The organism is Arthrobacter sp. DualSoilB13 (assembly GCF_055389195.1).
In genome coordinates, this window is the sequence record NZ_AP035865.1 from 2,873,013 (window position 1) to 2,888,544 (window position 15,532).

Sequence of the window (15,532 nt, forward strand, 5' to 3'; positions counted from 1 at the left end):
TCAAGATGCTGGATTTTCGCGGTCGCGTGCAGCATGATTGGCTCCAGAACCAGTGCCACGTGGAGAACAATAGATGCGACAAGCTCCGGCCGCGTTCCGCATGCTCGCACCACTGATCGCCTCCGGCGTTCTCCTGGTGGGCTGCGGATCAAACCCAGCGCCAATCACCGCCCCCTCTGGATCAGGCGCGCCCGTGCCCGCGCAGACAGCGGCCGCCGATAAACCGCTACGAGTGGCCCCTGCCCCCAGTTCCCTCAACCTACCGGTGGGCTCGCTGTACAAGAACCCGGCGAATAACCGCAGCGAGCTGGTCCTGGCGGACGTTCGCCACACCGCTGTACTCATCGGCGATTCCCAATCCATGCCGAAGGATTCATGGCCGCAGCAAGGAATTGCTGCGATGGGCTACAAACTGCACGTCGTGGGCATGGGCGGCACAGGATACGTAGCAACCAACGGGAAAACCGGCAACTACATCGATGCGTTGCAACGCGGAGACTGGGTGTTGCCCTTTGGCGATCCACCGTTGATCGTGATCCAGGGTGGCGGCAATGACGCCACCCAACGCGCCACGGACGCGCAGATCACCAGCAATGCCGAGCGGCTCCTCGCTGCCCTCAAGAAGCGCTACCCGGGAACCACCTTCGCCATGATTGGAACCCTGGCCAGAGGCGTGAGCAATGGCGGCGGACGCCGTACGGAAATTGACGCCCTCTTGGGACGTATCGCGGCCAAGCACGCCATCCCGTTCGTCAGTGCGGGCGACTGGCTCACCCGCTACGACGCGATCGGGGATCTCCAAGATGGCGTGCACCTGAAGCCTGCCGGGCACGCGAAACTGGGCGCAGCATTGGCTCGCGAATTCACGGCCCTTGGCCTCACGGCCCGCCCGGATACCGCCCCGCCGGCGAAGTAGCCCGCGCCGTCGTCAACCCGAACGTTGTGAGGCCCGCTTTGCATGCTTTGTGAGCGCCTTGGCCTGCAGAGCGGGCCCCGCAACACGTGCCTTAAACGGCAAGAGCCGGTGGTCCCCTTCTCAGGGAACCACCGGCTCTGTTGCGTTACGGCGAAGAGAACGTACGACGCCGGTCAGGCCACCTCTGGCGGCAAGAGCAGCGAACCACCCGGAATGGCGTCCAGGAGTGCCTGGGTGTATGCCTCTCGAGGGTTGTCGAAGACATCATCCGTGCTGCCGGTCTCCACGAGCTTGCCCTTCTGCATGACACAGACGTGATCGGCAATTTGCCGGACCACGGCGAGGTCGTGGGTGATGAACAGGTACGTCAGGCCGAGGTTGTCCTGAAGATCAGCCAGCAGGTTCAGCACCTGTGCTTGGACAAGCACGTCCAATGCTGAGACCGCTTCATCGCAGATGATGACTTCAGGGTCCAAAGCCAAGGCTCGTGCAATGGCAATACGTTGCCGCTGGCCACCCGAGAGCTCGTTGGGGTACCGGCGCATGGTGGACTGCGGCAGGGCCACCTGGTCCAACAGCTCACGGACCTTCTTCTCACGACTGGCCTTGTTGCCGATCTTGTGTGTTCTCAACGGTTCTTCAATGGTGCGGAAGATGTTGTACATGGGATCGAGGGAACCGTAGGGATCCTGGAAGATCGGCTGGACCCGGCGACGGAACTTAAACAGGTCCTTGCTGCTGAGCGTCGACGTATCCACGCCGTCAAAGATGATCTTTCCCGACGTCGGTTCCAACAGGTTGAGAACCATTTGCGCCACAGTCGACTTGCCGGATCCGGACTCGCCAACAATGGCCGTAGTGGTTCCGCGCTTAACGGCAAAGGAAACAGAGTCGACTGCAGTGAAGTCCGTGGACTTGCCAATGCCGCCACGAAGTTTGAAGACCTTCGTCAAGTCCTCAACTTTCAGAACCTCCTCCGGCAGGGCTGCCTCGACGACCACCGGTTCTGCAGGAGCCAGCAGCTCCTCAGATTCGATCCCCTGCTCCTTAGCCACTTGGATACGACGTGAAGCCAGCGACGGCGCCGAAGCGACCAGTCGCTTCGTGTAGGGGTGCCGTGGGTTGCGGAGCAGCTCCAGCGAAGGCCCGGACTCCACAACCTGGCCCTTGTACATGACAACCACCTTGTCCGCACGCTCGGCGGCGAGGCCGAGATCGTGGGTGATGAGAAGCACGGCTGTACCCAGCTCGGACGTCATCTTGTCCAAGTGATCCAGAATCTGCCGCTGTACCGTAACGTCAAGTGCCGACGTCGGCTCATCCGCGATCAGCAGGCGCGGCTGGCATGAAAGTCCGATGGCAATGAGCGCACGCTGACGCATGCCTCCGGAGAACTCATGCGGGTACTGCTTGGCTCTGCGCGAAGCGTCGGGCAAGCCTGCCTCGGAGAGGACCTTGGCGACGTCCTCGGGCCCTGAGGGGAGCCCGTTCGCTTTCAAAGTCTCCTTGACCTGGAATCCGATTTTCCACACGGGGTTCAGGTTGGACATGGGGTCCTGAGGAACCATGCCAATGGAATTGCCGCGGAGCTCGATCATGCGCTTCTCGCTCGCGTGGGCAATGTCCTCGCCGTCAAAGAAAATTTCTCCGCCGGCCACCCGGCCATTTCCGGGAAGTAGTCCAATGGCAGCCAGGGCTGAGGTTGATTTTCCTGAGCCCGACTCCCCCACGATTGCGACAGTCTCGCCGGGCATGACCGTCAGATGAGCGTTCCTTACTGCGTTGACCTCACCATTACTGGTGGTGAAGTTGATTGCAAGGTTTCTGATCTCCAGCAGCGGACGCTCAGAGCCGGCGACTTCTTCCTTGATGTGAACTGAAGAGTTCATGGCTTCGCCTTTCATCGTTTACGCGCCTTGGGGTCCAGCGCATCCCTCAGGGCGTCGCCCAGCATGATGAAGCTCAAGACTGTGATGGATAGAGCTATTGCCGGGTAAAGCAAGGGCATCGGATTGGATCGCAAGGATGCCTGTGCGGCCTGAATATCATTGCCCCACGACATGACACTCGGTGGCAACCCGATTCCAAGGAAGGAAAGGGTGGACTCGGCAACGATAAAGGTGCCGAGGGAGATGGTTGCCACGACGATGATCGGAGCCAGCGAGTTCGGCAGCACATGGCGCAGCAGCGAACGGAAACGCGAAACACCAAGGGATCGCGCGGCCACCACAAAGTCAGCATTTCTGACCTCGATCACTGCGCCTCGGGTGATGCGGGCAATCTGCGGCCACCCGAAGACGATAAGAATCAACACCAGCGTCCATACCGTACGGTTCGCACGGAAAACGGGGAGCTGCATCATCACGATGGCGCCAAGGATCAGCGGCAGTGCGAAGAAAATATCCGTCAGGCGGGCCAGCAGTGCATCCGCCCAACCGCCGTAGTATCCGGCGAGGGCACCAACGATGCCCCCGAACAGGACGACGCCGATGGTCGTGAACAGGCCGACGGTCACCGACGATCGGGTACCGAAAATGACGCGAGCGTAAACGTCGCAGCCCTGTTGCGTGAAGCCAAGAGGGTGACCCGATGCCGGTCCGCCGTCTGAGTTGGACAGCTGGCAGGCTTCGTTGGAGGGATCAATTTGAGAGAACAAACCCGGGAAGAGGGAAACCACTACTACGGCCAGGATCATGATGGCCGAGATGATGAACAATGGCTGCTTGCGCAGGTTCTTCCATGCCTCACCCCAAAGGCTGGAGGGAGCGCTGTCTTCCTTGACCTTGTCGGTTGCCTGCAGCGGCGTTTCGTCAAGATCGGCAACGAAGTGCTCAATGTGTCGCCGGGTGGTGTCCTGCCCGGTCAGGTTACTTTCAGGCGTCATAGCGGATCCTCGGGTCAAGCCAGGCGTAAAGGAGGTCAACAAGCAAGTTGGAGAGGCAGTAGATCAACACCAACACCGTGACAATGGAGACCACCGTGGGTCCCTCACCCGACAGGACGGCCCGATAAAGCCTGTTGCCTACGCCGGGAACGTTGAAGATACCTTCTGTGACAATCGCTCCTCCCATCAGGGTGCCAAGGTCTGCGCCCAGGAACGTCACCACTGGAATAAGCGAGTTACGCAAAATGTGGACGTTGACCACCCTGAAACGGGACAACCCCTTTGCCGTGGCTGTCCGGACGTAGTCGGCATTCATGTTCTCGATGACGCTGGTCCGGGTCAAACGGAGAACGTAAGCGAACGACGCGAGGCCAAGAACGATTGCAGGCAGGATCAAGTCCTGCACTGTCGCGGCCGCACTGACAGTTGGTTTAGCCCACCCCAGCTGCACACCGATGAAGAATTGAAGAATGAAGCCGAGCACGAAGATCGGGATACCGATGACGATTAGCGAGGCGATCAGGACGGTGCCGTCGAAGAGCTTTCCCTTGCGAAGACCGGCGATGAGGCCGAAGGCGATGCCGAAGACCGCTTCAAAAATCAGAGCCATCACGGCAAGCCGGGCTGTGACTGGGAAGACCTCGCCGAGGACGGCGGCAATGGGCCGGCCGGAGAAGTCCTGGCCAAGGTCGAAGGTGAAGATGCTCTTGAGGTACAGCAAATACTGGATGAAGAAAGGCTGGTCCAGATTGTACTGAGCCCGTAGTTTCGCAGCAACCGCTTCGTTAACCGGTTTATCACCGAACAAGGCGGCAATGGGGTCGCCGGGAAGGCTGAAAACCAGGAAGTACACCAGCAGTGTGGCCCCCAGGAAAACTGGAATCAGCTGGAGGAATCGTTTGAGGATGTATGTGGCCATCAGCGCATCACACCCCGATCAGCAGGCACCCTGTCCAGGGGTGCAGCGGAGTTGTTCATCAAAGAACCTTTTCGTCTGATGTGCAAACGTTCCCTGCCGGGGCAAGTAGGCCTGCACAAGGACGCCCAACCGTAGTTGGGCGTCATTGATTTGCAACGTGATACGGCGGCGGACATGCTCAGCTGAGCACCCCCGCCGCCGTTTCGCGGTTACTTGCCAGTGATGTTGTAGTACAGCGGAACGCCGTCCCAGCCGTAGTCAACATTGGAGACGCCAGTGCTCCAGCCACCCTGTGAAACCTGGTACCACAGCGGGATGGCGGGAAGATCCTGCAGAAGGATTTCCTGTGCCTTGTTCATTGCCTTGTTACCTTCGGCAACGGAAGGTGCGGAGAGTCCGTCAGAGATAGCCTTGTCAAAGGTGGGGTTCTCATAGCGGGCATCGTTCGAGCCAGCGCCGGTCTTGTAGATCGGGCCGAGGAAGTTGTACAGCGACGGGTAGTCTGCCTGCCAGCCTGCGCGGATGGCGCCAGTGAGCTTGCCGGTGGTTGCAAGATCGCGTGCTTCCTTAAACGTTGCGAAGGGAAGTCCCTCGGCCTTGATGCCGAGGTTGTTCTTCAGCTGGTTGGTGAGAGCCTCAACCCAAGCCTTGTGGCCGCCCTTGTCAGCGTTGTACGCAATGGTGAAGGCCGTGTTCGGGTCCCACTTCTGGATTGCATCTGCCTTGGCCCAGAGGTCCTTGGCCTTGGTGGCGTCGAACTTCAGGTTATCCGAGCCCGGGATGCTGTCGCTGTAACCGTCGAGGACGGGGGCAGTGAAGTCCTTGGCCGGCTGGCGGCCACCGCTGAAGATCACCTTAGTGATCTCTTCCCGGTTGATGGCCATGGAGATTGCCTGACGGCGGAGCTTGCCAGCCTCGCCACTCCATTCCGGAAGGTACTCCGGGATAGCAATGGTCTGGTTGCCTGCGTACGGCTTCTCAATGAATCGATCGCCAAGATCAGACTTGAAGTTCTTGAGGGCGCTCGTGGGGATGACCTGCAGAATGTCCAGGTTGTTGGACAGCAGATCCTGGTAGGCAGCGTCATCGTTCTGGAAGATCTTGAACGTCACGCCACCGTTCTTTGCCTTACGGGGACCGTTGTAATCGGGGTTCGGGACCAGTTGGATCTGCACGTTGTGCTGCCAACCGTTCTCCGCCATCTTGTACGGGCCGTTGCCCACGGGCTTCTCGCCGTAGGTCTTGGGGTCGGCAAGTGCTGCCGCCGGAACCGGCATGAACGCCGTGTAACCGAGACGGAGCGGCCAGTCAGATTCCGGCTGCTTGAGTTCGACGGTGAAGGTGGTGTCATCGACAACCTTCAGGCCGGACAGCGTGTCCACCGTGGAACCCTCTGCACTGGCTTCGTCGTAACCCTTGATGCTCTCAAAGAAGGTGGCGCTCAGTTGCGCGTTCTTTGCCGCTGCACCGTAGTTCCAGGAGTCAACAAAGGTCTTGGCCGTGATGGCGTCACCATTGGTGAACTTCTGGTCCTTCTTGATCTTGATGGTGAAGTTCTGCGCGTCAGGCGCCTCAATGGACTCCGCCAACTCGTTCACCGGCTTGCCGGAAGGGTCATAGCTGACAAGGCCAGAGAAGATCAGCGTGGCAATCTTGCCACCGCCGACTTCGTTGATGTCAGCCGGCATGAGCGGACGCTGCGGCTCGGAGCCGTCGGCAATGATGACCTTGTTCGGGTCGCCCGCGGATGTACCGGAGTCGTTGCTGCCGCCGCCACCGCAACCGGTAGCTGCGAGGGCGATGATCGCCGCTACGCCTAGAGCTTTGGAAGTGCGCGAGAAACGCATTCCGCCTCCTATGAGTCGTGGAGTTGAGCAGGGAAAATTCGTGATTTCCCCCAGGCACAGGCACAGTTTCCTACTGTGACGTTGCCTACATGTGAGTGTAAGCCTACCCACATTGTGTCCAGATGATGGGACATGCTGGCCAAACTGTAACCGTTCCGCAACCTACACATGCCTAATTTGCCGCGGATTTCAAGTCAAACGTTACTCGGTGGTAGCATACGCTGTCTGACAGCAGGACAGGACGATTTTCAGACGAAAAAGGAGCCCCGGTCCGCGCTGAACATACAGTGGATCGAGGCTCCTGATAGAGGAACTAGTTGATCGATCGGATAAGGTGCTCTATCGTCGGTAAGTCAGCGTCGAGGGTGTCCCAGACCGCGTCGTAGTCTGTCCCCTCATAGTGATGCGCGAGCCGATCCCGCATTCGCTTGATCAGAGACCACGGAACTTCGGGGTACCGATCGGTCGTCTCGATGCTCAAGCGAGCGACATTTTCTCCGATTTTGATGATCAACGACTCCGCCGCCAAGCCCGGCACATTGTCAGCGTCGCCGAGGTACCAGGCACGGCCGCGCTTGACGAGGGCAGCCCCGACGCCACACAAACGGACGATCTCTCTGAGTGCGGCTGCGTCCCTTTGATTCATAGGGCCACCGCGGTGGTCAGGATTTCGTGATCTTCCCGCAAGCCGCCATCGGTGACGACGTCAACTTCTACCCCCAACAATTCACTTGCTTCGGCGGCAAACGCCGCGACAGTCAATAACCCGACGCCGGGTGATCGTGTGACCAGGATGTCCAGATCGCTTCCTGGGCGATCGAGTCCGCGGGCCACAGAACCGAAGACGCGAACATTGCTGAAACCATAGCGCAGTGCCAGCTGAAGCAATTCCTGGCCCCGCGATGCAAGGACTTCATGCGGCAAAGGGCGCGCTGCTGCACGAAGACGGTCCAACATCACCGGGGATGCCGTGCGCCGACCAGCTTCGTAAGCAGCAATGTTTGGCTGGGCCACCCCAGAGCGCCGAGCCAACTCGCCCTGGCTGATGCCAGCAGCCTCACGGACTTCCCTCACCGCGTTTCCCATGCAGCCATGATATCGCGTGATATGTCGTCGCTGGCTTTTAGCCAATCAGGTAGACCAGCCCGCGACCGACGGCCGCCAGATCCGTGACGAAAACCCGGGCCTGTTGGAGATAGCCAACACCGTACGGGACATTCGAGTCCCTCTCGGTCGGCAAGTACTCCTGCAGCCAGTCGCCGAACTCCGAGTCAGATACATCGTGCAGATCCTCGGCAATGGCCACCACGTCGGACGGAGGAAGGACGCGCACCCATGATTCCCACCCGTCATGATGCATGGTCACTGCACCTTCAAACATGCGAAACGCAGGCCTTGCTTCGCCTCCGGCCCTTGAGGGCGCGAAGAAGGCCTGCAAGTAGCGCCATGCTTTGTCCAGGTAGAGCATGTCGCACTCCGGTACGGCTTGTTCGAAGGTGGCGATCTCAAACCCGTCGGCAGCTTTGAGACCCCAAGCGTCAGCAATTGGGTCTGTCGATAAAAAGCGTCTCGGATCGGCGAGGACTAAGTCCGTGACGTCAGCGTCGAAGGCATATGCGTAGTATCTGATTCCCATTTGCCAAGTATGGCCACTGGCTGACCTCGGAAGGCCCGGCCAGTGGCCATATGTGGATAACGCATGGTCTGCGAGCGGACCAAGGATTTTTTGGCTGTGGACCTACACGTTGAAGCGGAACTCCACCACGTCGCCGTCGGCCATCACGTACTCTTTGCCTTCAATACGGACCTTGCCTCGGGACTTGGCCTCAGCCATGGAACCGGCGTCGATGAGATCGTCGAAGGAAACAACTTCAGCTTTGATGAAGCCGCGCTGGAAGTCGGAGTGGATCACGCCAGCGGCCTGAGGCGCAGTGTCGCCTTGGCGAATGGACCATGCACGGGTTTCCTTGGGACCGGCTGTGAGGTAGGTCTGCAAGCCAAGGGTGTGGAACCCAACGCGGGCCAACTGGTCCAGGCCGGATTCGCTCTGGCCGTTCATTTCCAGCATTTCGCGGGCTTCTTCCTCGTCCAGTTCAACGAGGTCGGATTCGAGCTTGGCATCAAGGAACACCGCATCAGCAGGGGCCACCAAAGCACGCAGCTCATCCTGCTTTTCCTGGTCACCAAGGATGCCTTCATCGGCATTGAAGACGTAGATGAAGGGCTTGGCAGTCAAAAGCCCGAGCTCCTTGAGGTGCTCCATCTCCAGCTTGTCGCTCTTGATCGAGGAGAAGATGGTGTCGCCGCGTTCCAGGACTGCCTGGGCTGCCTTGATGGCGGCCAGTTCAGCTGCTTCGCGCTTTTTGATCTTGACTTCTTTTTCGATACGCGGGATGGCGTTTTCGATGGTCTGAAGATCAGCAAGGATCAGCTCGGTGTTGATGGTTTCCATGTCGGAGCGCGGATCAACCTTGCCATCGACGTGGATGACATCCGGGTCATCAAAAACACGAACCACCTGCGCGATGGCCTCCGCTTCGCGGATGTTGGCCAGGAATTTGTTCCCCAGGCCTTCGCCTTCCGAGGCACCCTTCACGATGCCTGCGATGTCCACGAAGGACACCGGAGCGGGCAGCAACTTCTGCGAACCGAAGATCTCCGCCAGCTTCGCCAGACGCGGATCGGGAAGGTTCACCACGCCGACGTTGGGTTCAATCGTTGCGAACGGATAGTTCGCAGCGAGCACCTGGTTACGAGTCAGTGCATTGAAAAGAGTTGATTTGCCGACGTTGGGCAGTCCGACGATGCCAATAGTAAGAGCCACGAGCATTGATTCTACCCGTTGGAACCACGTCCGGGGTTGCCACCACCCGCAAACCGGGCCCACGCGTACAGCCTCGCTAAAACTGTCGTACCCCTGTGACAGGGTTGCCACATGGATGGATTTGGATTGGTATTGGCCCTGCTCATGCTGCTGATTGGCGCCGCGGTTGGGCTTGCGGCCGGCTATATTGTCTTCCGACGCCGGGGCGCTGGGCTGGAGGAGGACTTTGATGCCGTTTCGTCACGGCTTTCGGAAGTGACGGCACAGCTGGCAGCCGCCGACGCCGAGCGGCGGCTTTTGTTCACACAGAACCGGGAGTTGAGCGCAGCAAGGAACTCCGACGGCAGTGTTTTGCGCGCGCTCGCTCCCGTGGCCGAAAAGCTCACAGCGGTGCAGCAACAGGTATCGCTGCTCGAGCGGGACAGGGTGGAGCAGTACGGCCAACTGGCCCAGCAATTGCAGGATGCGCGTTCATCCGACGAACAGCTCTTGCGGTCAACGCACGCCTTGGCCTCAGCACTCCGTTCCAACAGTGCACGCGGCCAGTGGGGCGAGGTTCAGCTCCGCAGAGTGGTGGAGGCCTCTGGAATGCTCAAGCACGTGGACTTCCATGAGCAGGTTCATTCGGGCCGTAACGACAACACGCTGCGGCCGGACCTGGTGGTTCAGCTTCCTGGTGGTAAGCAGCTGGTAGTAGATGCCAAGGTGCCCTTGGCTTCCTACCTCGCTGCGCAGGAACAACTCCACGGAGACGGATCCTTCGGTGAGTCGGTAGGTCCTGCCATCAGCCATGACTCCAAGACGCTGCTGGCACAGCATGCAAAGGCTCTCAAGGCCCACATCGATGCGTTGGCGGCCAAGAAGTACTGGGACATTCCTGGGAACTCCCCCGAGCTGGTGATCTGCTTCCTTCCGGCAGAGTCCATTCTGGCGTCAGCCCTTGAGGCCGACCCTGCCCTGCTGGAACACGCTTTGTCCAGGAATGTAGTTCTCGCCTCGCCAGGCACCCTGCTGGCGGTCCTCAAGTCCGTAGCCTTCACTTGGCGACAGGATGTCCTCACCGACAGCGCCCATGAGCTGTTCGAGCTCGCCAAGCAACTGTACGAACGCATGGGCACCCTCGGGGACAATGTCAGCAAGCTGGGAAGCTCATTGAAGACCTCCGTGGATCGCTATAACGCCATGGTGGGCACGTTGGAGGCCCGGGTTCTCCCGACGGCGCGAAAGCTCAACACCATGGACGATGCCGGCCTGTCCGCACCGATATCCGTCGAGGTTGTCCCCCGCGCGTTGGCAGCCCCGGAGTTGCTGGCGGTTGACACCCTCGGACATCAGGAGACAGCCCGCGACCAAGATGACAGCGACGACCGGGAGTCGGCAGCCTAGAAGATATGCCGCTTAACTGAACTGGCCCGCAGTGGAGATTTTCCCGAAGGAAGGTAACCACTGCGGGCAAGTTGTCTAGCAACTGTTTGCTAGGACGTTGTGCGGTTTCCGCGACCACCAAGGGCGCGTGTGACGTCGCCGGCCTTTTTCAAGGTGGCCCGCAGTTCCTTGGGAAGCGAGAAAAGCAGGTCTTCCTCTGCTGTCACCACTTCCTGGACCTCACCGTAACCGTAGTCAGCCAGAAGCCGCAGAACATCCTTGACGAGCACCTCAGGAACGGAAGCGCCGGAAGTCACGCCCACGGTGGCAACGCCCTCGAACCAGGACTCGTCCACTTCATTGGCAAAATCCACGCGGTACGAGCTCTTGGCACCATATTCCAGCGCTACTTCAACCAAGCGCACGGAGTTGGAAGAGTTGGCCGAACCAACAACGATCACGAGGTCAGCCTGCGGGGCGATCTTCTTGATAGCCACCTGCCGGTTGGTGGTGGCATAGCAAATGTCATCGCTGGGCGGATCCTGCAGGGTGGGGAAACGGTCCTTGAGGAGGCGAACGGTTTCCATGGTTTCGTCCACGCTGAGCGTGGTCTGAGAAAGCCAGATGGTTTTCTCAGGGTCACGGACGGTGACCTTGTCCACTTCATGGGGCCCGTTAATGATCTGGATATGCTCCGGAGCTTCGCCGGCTGTTCCTTCGACTTCCTCGTGGCCTTCGTGGCCAATGAGCAGGATGTCGTAATCTTCCTTGGCAAAGCGCACAGCTTCCTTGTGCACTTTGGTGACCAGAGGGCAGGTTGCATCGATGGTGCGCAATCCGCGATCCTCGGCTGACTGCACCACTGCAGGTGAGACGCCGTGTGCGGAGAAGATGACCAGTGCGCCTTCGGGGACCTCGTCGGTTTCCTCAACGAAGATGGCGCCTTGCTCCTCCAGGGAGCTAACAACGTGCACGTTGTGGACGATCTGCTTGCGTACGTAGACGGGAGGCCCGTAGTGCTCCAAAGCCTTTTCCACAGCAATGACAGCCCGGTCTACGCCAGCGCAATAACCTCGAGGGGCCGCCAACAGGACCTTCTTGGGACCCGTGACGGGCGCCGCTGCCTGGACCTCTTCCGGAGAACGGCGTCTGCGGGGCACCGTGGGCATAGGAATGGAAACTGCTGTGCTGGTCATTCCTCCATGCTACCGGCCCGGCCTTTACCCGGGGGCCGAACGTGACCGTCGTCGCCCTGACACGAAGGATCCTATGACGCCTGCCACAAACAATGCGCCGGATGTCACCGCTGCGATCAGGATCCATTGCCCGAAGCTTGTCTTTGCGGCCGTGAAGAACTCTTGTTTGAAAAGCTCAGCCACACCGTTTGCGCTGGACAGGTTACCCACTACTCCTCCGGCCAGGTCCGCGCCCGCCGTCCAGAGCGCAGCCAGCGCCAGGCCGCCAAGCCCAACGAAGACCAGCACCAGGGAACGCCTGCGTGCAACCACAAGAGCCAGCAATAAGGAAATGAGAGCGCCGAGTGCGGCCACCCACCATAGGGGCGCAAACGCAGCCACCCGCTCCACCAGTTGGCGGTGGGAGGGCTCCCCCAGAGAGACCAGGCTTTCCGCTGGAACATCAATCCGGATCCGGGTGGCCTCGGCGAAATGATCGCGAATGAGTCTGACCATGGGGCTGATATCAAGGACCAGCGCAGAGGTGGTGGCTGCTTCCTCTGATTGGTTCGCCGCGCCGAAGTTCAACCTGTGGCTGTTGCGCACTGTCTCTTCCCACGCCCGGGGGTAGTCGCTCCACGATTGCACTCCAGATGCAGCGCTGCGGAGTGCGTCAGCCGCCAACGATTGGATGGGCCCTGGGAGATCCACGGATGACTCGAAGGTTCCAACTGCGGCAGCGGCCAGTTTGCTTTGGAATTCCGGATCATTGCCCAGTGCACCTGCCATCCGGACAAAGCCCTCTTCTTTGACGATGTTCTGGTCAACCCACGCGGTAGGAACGGCGACGGCTGTGAGGAGTAAAGCGAGGATCACTCCCAATGCTGAAACAAAACTACGCAAGGTCATCCTCGGGGTTCGGGGGCTATGCCACCATCCTAGGTGTGTCCACATAGCAGAAAAAATGTCGGAGGCCTCGCCCAAGCTATGGATAGAGTTGGAAGGCCGGTTGGCACCACAGCCGCACCCCTGAGCGAGGACAATGACAATGCAGGTACAAACACGGCGCTTGAACCAGGCATGGACCACCCATGTCCGCTGAAGCAACGCCGGAATCGACGCTGCCTGGGACCGCTGCTGAGACCAGCCCGGACAATCCATGGCCCCTGCAGTTGCTCTCCCGCAAGCTCAAGGCACACATAGAGCGGGCGCCGGCTGCGTGGATTGAGGGTCAGGTCATCGAACTGAACCGCAGGGGCGGTAACGCTTTTCTGACCTTGCGTGATGTGGACGCGGAGATTTCACTCCCTGCATCTGTGTGGTCAACGGTGCTTGACCGCCAGAAGATACCCCTGGAACGTGGCTCCCGCGTGGTTGCCTTGGTGAAAGCGGACTTCTGGGTGAAGACAGGACGCCTGAACATGTCCGTGAAGGACATCCGTCCGGTAGGCCTCGGCGATCTGCTGGCAAGAATTGAACGGCTGCGCCAGGCGCTGGCGGCCGAGGGCCTGTTCGCTGACTCCCGGAAGCGGAAGCTTCCTCTTCTTCCCCACCGCATCGGCCTCATTACCGGCAGGGATTCCGATGCCAAGAAGGACGTCATGCGCAACGCTGCTTTGCGTTGGCCGGCGGTGGAGTTTGACGTCCGCGAAGTGGCTGTCCAGGGCAACAACGCCGTTTCACAGATCATAGCCGCCTTGAAGAAACTGGATGCCGACCCGCACGTGGATGTGATTGTCCTTGCCCGCGGCGGCGGCGCTTTGGAAGATCTCCTGCCTTTCAGCAATGAGGACCTCATCCGTGCCGTGTCTGCGGCCACTACACCGGTTGTTAGTGCGATCGGCCATGAAGCCGACCGTCCTATCCTGGACGACGTCGCGGACCTCCGGGCGTCAACACCCACTGATGCGGCCAAACGAATCGTTCCGGATGTGGCCGAGGAACTGGCCATGGTCCGGCAGGCCAGGGACCATCTTCGCCGGAGCATTGGCCGCATGGTGGACCGGGAGACTGATCGGCTCCACGCATTGAGGTCCCGGCCCGTCCTGGCCACCCCCTCTTCGATGGTGGATGCCCGTTCCGAGGACATCCACCGCCTCCAGCGACGAACTCATTCAGCGGTCAGCACCGCGGTTCTCCGGGCCTTGGACCAGGTCCACCACCTCCGTGCGCAGGTTCGCGCCCTGTCACCCCAGAAGACGCTGGACCGGGGCTACGCCGTCGTTCAGCTCATTGGCCAGGACCAAGCGGGTCACCACGTGGTCAGCAGCCCCGAAGAAGCTCCGGACGGAACTCCACTGAGCGTTCGGGTAGCTGAGGGTCGTTTCAGGGCAGTCTCGGCTGGATCGGGTCAGCTTATGGAACGCTGACAACCCTCCCAGCACCCACCTCTCACCCGAACTTGATGCGCCGGTTACACCGTCACCACCACGAAGGACCACCATGACTGAGAACAACCAGACAGCACCTACCCCGGAATCCCTTGACGGGATGAGCTATGAGGAAGCCCGCGAACAACTTGTGGCGGTGGTGGGACGCCTGGAGGCAGGCGGAGCCAGTTTGGAAGAATCGCTGGCTCTCTGGGAACGCGGCGAGGCATTGGCCAAGCGCTGCGAGGACTGGCTTGAAGGAGCCCGTCAGCGCCTGGCAACCGCCCGCGATGCAAGCAACGACGACGGCACTTCGGCACCCGGCAACCGGACCGTTTAGGACTCCTCCACGAGGGCGCGTTCCTCGGCGACGTCAAAGTCAGCCTTGGGCCAGTCCAGCTGCAGCCCACCGAGGGCATCCAACAGGAGTTGCTGCACTGCGATGCGCGCGTACCACTTCCTGTTGGCCGGCACCACGTGCCAGGGAGCAATCTCCGTGGAGGTCTTCTCGAAGGCAACGCGATAGGCGTCCATGTAGTCGTCCCAGAATGCACGCTCCGCGAGGTCACCGCGGCTGTACTTCCAATGTTTGGTGGGATCGTCCAGCCTGGCAATGAGGCGTTTCTTCTGCTCGTCCTTGCTGATGTTGAGCATGACCTTCACCACGGTGGTTCCCTGCTCGGTAAGGCGAGCCTCGAAGTCATTGATCGCGGCATACCTGCGTTCCAGCTCGGGAGCGTCAGCCCAGCCGTGGACGCGGTGGATCAGGACGTCTTCGTAGTGTGACCTGTCGAAGACCCCCACCATCCCGGCGTCGGGAACCCGCTTTTCGATCCTCCACAGGAAGTCGTGCGCCTTTTCCTCGTCAGTTGGGGCTTTGAAAGCGGACACTTGAACGCCTTGCACATCCATGGCCCCCACCACGTGGCTGACGATGCCGCCCTTGCCCGCAGTGTCCATGGCTTGGAGTATCAGCAGGAGCCGTTTTTGGCTGCCGGCCCTACCAGCGGCAAAGAGCTTCTCCTGCAGCTCCGCCAGCTGCGCGTCCTGCGCCCCCAGCAGTTCTGTGCCATCCGCTTTCGCGCCTGTGTAGCCGGGGGTGGATTCAGGATCCACTTCTGCCAGCGAAAACCCTGATCCCACCCTGAGGGCTTCGGCCGGACTTGTGGCGAACTCAACTGCTGCAGCCATCGGCATGCCTTTCTGCCCTGCCGCGCCTCCGTGGCGCGGCTA

At 60.1% G+C, this 15,532-nt stretch carries 15 protein-coding genes; 4 read left to right on the plus strand and 11 right to left on the minus strand.

Annotated features, from left to right (window positions below; translation table 11 throughout):
* Positions 1-73 precede the first annotated feature (73 nt).
* Positions 74-916, plus strand: a complete 843-nt coding sequence (locus tag ACZ5J0_RS13185) for an SGNH/GDSL hydrolase family protein (protein ID WP_464093268.1) — start codon at positions 74-76, stop codon at positions 914-916.
* Positions 917-1,089: 173 nt separating this feature from the next.
* Here the strand turns inward: ACZ5J0_RS13185 and ACZ5J0_RS13190 are convergent, their stop codons facing one another.
* The 8 genes from ACZ5J0_RS13190 to ychF all read right to left on the minus strand — a co-directional run bounded on the left by ACZ5J0_RS13190 (position 1,090) and on the right by ychF (position 9,390).
* Entirely contained in the window at positions 1,090-2,805 is a 1,716-nt protein-coding gene (locus ACZ5J0_RS13190) for an ABC transporter ATP-binding protein (RefSeq protein WP_223940589.1), read from the minus strand.
* A gap of 11 nt (positions 2,806-2,816) precedes the next feature.
* Positions 2,817-3,800, minus strand: a complete 984-nt coding sequence (locus ACZ5J0_RS13195) for an ABC transporter permease (RefSeq protein WP_062072945.1) — start codon at positions 3,798-3,800, stop codon at positions 2,817-2,819.
* The gene (locus ACZ5J0_RS13200; RefSeq protein ID WP_142938468.1) at positions 3,790-4,719 is read right to left on the minus strand and encodes an ABC transporter permease; all 930 of its coding nucleotides are present in this window, start codon (positions 4,717-4,719) and stop codon (positions 3,790-3,792) included. Before ACZ5J0_RS13200 ends, ACZ5J0_RS13195 begins: the two co-directional genes overlap by 11 nt.
* 209 nt (positions 4,720-4,928) lie before the next feature.
* Entirely contained in the window at positions 4,929-6,566 is a 1,638-nt protein-coding gene (locus tag ACZ5J0_RS13205) for a peptide ABC transporter substrate-binding protein (protein WP_223940590.1), read from the minus strand.
* A gap of 313 nt (positions 6,567-6,879) precedes the next feature.
* Positions 6,880-7,212: a HepT-like ribonuclease domain-containing protein gene (locus ACZ5J0_RS13210; RefSeq protein ID WP_464093269.1), complete on the minus strand. Its 333-nt coding sequence runs from the start codon at positions 7,210-7,212 to the stop codon at positions 6,880-6,882.
* Positions 7,209-7,652 carry an XRE family transcriptional regulator gene (locus tag ACZ5J0_RS13215; protein WP_142938465.1) on the minus strand — a complete coding sequence of 148 codons (444 nt, stop codon included), beginning with the start codon at positions 7,650-7,652 and terminating at the stop codon, positions 7,209-7,211. Before ACZ5J0_RS13215 ends, ACZ5J0_RS13210 begins: the two co-directional genes overlap by 4 nt.
* A gap of 37 nt (positions 7,653-7,689) precedes the next feature.
* Positions 7,690-8,202 carry a hypothetical protein gene (locus tag ACZ5J0_RS13220; RefSeq protein ID WP_464093270.1) on the minus strand — a complete coding sequence of 171 codons (513 nt, stop codon included), beginning with the start codon at positions 8,200-8,202 and terminating at the stop codon, positions 7,690-7,692.
* Positions 8,203-8,304: 102 nt separating this feature from the next.
* Positions 8,305-9,390 carry a redox-regulated ATPase YchF gene (gene ychF, locus ACZ5J0_RS13225; RefSeq protein ID WP_464093271.1) on the minus strand — a complete coding sequence of 362 codons (1,086 nt, stop codon included), beginning with the start codon at positions 9,388-9,390 and terminating at the stop codon, positions 8,305-8,307.
* A 111-nt stretch (positions 9,391-9,501) separates the two neighbouring features.
* Between ychF and ACZ5J0_RS13230 the strand changes: the two genes are divergently transcribed.
* Positions 9,502-10,776 (plus strand): DNA recombination protein RmuC, encoded by a 1,275-nt coding sequence (locus tag ACZ5J0_RS13230; protein WP_142938463.1) that lies wholly within the window; start codon positions 9,502-9,504, stop codon positions 10,774-10,776.
* A gap of 89 nt (positions 10,777-10,865) precedes the next feature.
* On the opposite strand, the gene ACZ5J0_RS13235 is transcribed toward ACZ5J0_RS13230, so the two are convergent.
* Entirely contained in the window at positions 10,866-11,951 is a 1,086-nt protein-coding gene (locus ACZ5J0_RS13235; protein WP_142938462.1) for a 4-hydroxy-3-methylbut-2-enyl diphosphate reductase, read from the minus strand.
* Positions 11,952-11,975: 24 nt separating this feature from the next.
* Complete coding sequence (locus ACZ5J0_RS13240; protein WP_464093272.1) at positions 11,976-12,839, minus strand: hypothetical protein; 864 nt, start codon at positions 12,837-12,839, stop codon at positions 11,976-11,978.
* A gap of 182 nt (positions 12,840-13,021) precedes the next feature.
* Between ACZ5J0_RS13240 and xseA the strand changes: the two genes are divergently transcribed.
* Entirely contained in the window at positions 13,022-14,299 is a 1,278-nt protein-coding gene (xseA, locus tag ACZ5J0_RS13245; RefSeq protein ID WP_464093273.1) for an exodeoxyribonuclease VII large subunit, read from the plus strand.
* Positions 14,300-14,372: 73 nt separating this feature from the next.
* Complete coding sequence (locus ACZ5J0_RS13250) at positions 14,373-14,639, plus strand: exodeoxyribonuclease VII small subunit (RefSeq protein ID WP_464093274.1); 267 nt, start codon at positions 14,373-14,375, stop codon at positions 14,637-14,639.
* Here ACZ5J0_RS13250 and ACZ5J0_RS13255 read toward each other — a convergent pair.
* Positions 14,636-15,490: a polyphosphate kinase 2 family protein gene (locus ACZ5J0_RS13255; protein WP_464093275.1), complete on the minus strand. Its 855-nt coding sequence runs from the start codon at positions 15,488-15,490 to the stop codon at positions 14,636-14,638. The genes ACZ5J0_RS13250 and ACZ5J0_RS13255 overlap by 4 nt on opposite strands.
* Between the last annotated feature and the right edge of the window lie 42 nt (positions 15,491-15,532).

What these genes read in the sequence shown, in the direction of transcription:
- ACZ5J0_RS13205 (WP_223940590.1), bottom strand. Translation starts at nt 6,566, where the DNA reads ATGCGTTTCTCGCGCACTTCCAAAGCTCTAGGCGTAGCGGCGATCATC.
- ACZ5J0_RS13185 (WP_464093268.1), top strand. Translation starts at nt 74, where the DNA reads ATGCGACAAGCTCCGGCCGCGTTCCGCATGCTCGCACCACTGATCGCC.
- ACZ5J0_RS13220 (WP_464093270.1), bottom strand. Translation starts at nt 8,202, where the DNA reads ATGGGAATCAGATACTACGCATATGCCTTCGACGCTGACGTCACGGAC.
- ACZ5J0_RS13210 (WP_464093269.1), bottom strand. Translation starts at nt 7,212, where the DNA reads ATGAATCAAAGGGACGCAGCCGCACTCAGAGAGATCGTCCGTTTGTGT.
- ACZ5J0_RS13200 (WP_142938468.1), bottom strand. Translation starts at nt 4,719, where the DNA reads ATGGCCACATACATCCTCAAACGATTCCTCCAGCTGATTCCAGTTTTC.
- ACZ5J0_RS13215 (WP_142938465.1), bottom strand. Translation starts at nt 7,652, where the DNA reads ATGGGAAACGCGGTGAGGGAAGTCCGTGAGGCTGCTGGCATCAGCCAG.
- ACZ5J0_RS13195 (WP_062072945.1), bottom strand. Translation starts at nt 3,800, where the DNA reads ATGACGCCTGAAAGTAACCTGACCGGGCAGGACACCACCCGGCGACAC.
- ACZ5J0_RS13240 (WP_464093272.1), bottom strand. Translation starts at nt 12,839, where the DNA reads ATGACCTTGCGTAGTTTTGTTTCAGCATTGGGAGTGATCCTCGCTTTA.
- ACZ5J0_RS13230 (WP_142938463.1), top strand. Translation starts at nt 9,502, where the DNA reads ATGGATGGATTTGGATTGGTATTGGCCCTGCTCATGCTGCTGATTGGC.
- xseA (WP_464093273.1), top strand. Translation starts at nt 13,022, where the DNA reads ATGTCCGCTGAAGCAACGCCGGAATCGACGCTGCCTGGGACCGCTGCT.
- ACZ5J0_RS13255 (WP_464093275.1), bottom strand. Translation starts at nt 15,490, where the DNA reads ATGGCTGCAGCAGTTGAGTTCGCCACAAGTCCGGCCGAAGCCCTCAGG.
- ACZ5J0_RS13250 (WP_464093274.1), top strand. Translation starts at nt 14,373, where the DNA reads ATGACTGAGAACAACCAGACAGCACCTACCCCGGAATCCCTTGACGGG.
- ACZ5J0_RS13190 (WP_223940589.1), bottom strand. Translation starts at nt 2,805, where the DNA reads ATGAACTCTTCAGTTCACATCAAGGAAGAAGTCGCCGGCTCTGAGCGT.
- ACZ5J0_RS13235 (WP_142938462.1), bottom strand. Translation starts at nt 11,951, where the DNA reads ATGACCAGCACAGCAGTTTCCATTCCTATGCCCACGGTGCCCCGCAGA.